The 1,168-nt window shown below is 72.3% G+C and carries 2 protein-coding genes; both read right to left on the bottom strand.

Going from position 1 to position 1,168, the window contains the following annotated elements:
* Nucleotides 1–489 (bottom strand): protein-tyrosine-phosphatase (locus G6021_RS14230; protein WP_182617349.1); only part of this gene is annotated, 489 nt, incomplete at its 3' end.
* 72 nt (nucleotides 490–561) lie between these two features.
* A partial coding sequence (locus G6021_RS14235) for an enoyl-CoA hydratase-related protein (protein ID WP_241736578.1) occupies nucleotides 562–1,168 on the bottom strand: 607 nt, incomplete at its 5' end.

The raw sequence follows: 1,168 nt of genomic DNA on the forward strand, positions 1-1,168 counted from the left end.
CGCGTGGCTGATCTGCGCCCCGGTCCGGTCGAAGACCTCGGGCTCGCGGCCGATCGGGTCCTCGATGTCCCACGCCGGGTCGTCGGTGTCCACGCCGAGTCGGGCCCGCGCCAGCCCCGCGAGGGTCAGCGCCCGGTCGGCGTCGGCGAGGTGGGCCGCCTCCAGCAGCGTGTAGGTCTTCTTCCACAGCAGCGGGGCCATCTCCTGCACGGCGTCACGGTGGGCCCGTGTCGCGGTGAGGACCAGATCGTGACCCTGCAGGAGTCGCGGCGTGAGCAGACGGGAGGCGAACCCCTCGGCGTCGCCGCCGTGGGCCCCGAGTACCCGGCGGGTCTCGGGGTGGATCGCCACACCGTTGACCGCCCTCGTCCCCGCGGAATCCGCGACCACGTCGACACCCGCGTGCGCGGCTCGCACGGAGAGCAGCCGCTCGGCCAGCGGTGACCGACACATGTTGCCGGTACAGACCGTCATCACCGAGATCGCCATGGCGCAGATCCTAGTGGGAGGCCCCCACGACGACGGCCCAGCAGGTCACCGCGCGGAACACCCGGGCGGGCGTCACTCGCCGCGCCACTGCGGGGCGCGCTTGTCCAGGAACGCGGTCATGCCCTCCTGCGCGTCGCACGTGACCGCGTTGGTGGCCATGGTCTCGGCCATCTCGCGGTACGCCTCGCCCTGCGGGAGGTCGATCTGCCGGTAGAAGGCCTGCTTGCCGATCTGCAGGGTCAGCGGGCTGGCGTCGGCGATGCGGGTGGCCAGCTCGTCGACACGGGCCCGGAGCCGGTCGGCGGGTACGGCCTCGTTGACCAGGCCCCACTCGACCGCGGTGGCGGCGTCGATCGTCTCACCGGTCAGGAGCATCTGGAGTGCGCGCTTGCGGCCGATGTTCCGCGAGACCGCCACCATGGGGGTCGAGCAGAACAGGCCGATCCTCACGCCCGGGGTGCCGAACCTCGCGGTGTCGACGGCCACGGCGAGGTCGCAGGTCGCCACGAGCTGACACCCGGCGGCGATGGCGTGGCCCTGCACCTCCGCGATCACGGGCTGGCGGATGGCCTGGATCGACTCCATGAGCTCGACGCAGGTGTCGAAGACCTCACGCTCCTCGTCGAGGGTGCGGTCGATCATCTCGCCGATCTCGTGCCCGGCGGACAGCGCCGGGCCC

It is taken from the genome of Dietzia sp. CW19 (assembly GCF_014145265.1).
GTDB lineage: Bacteria > Actinomycetota > Actinomycetes > Mycobacteriales > Mycobacteriaceae > Dietzia > Dietzia natronolimnaea.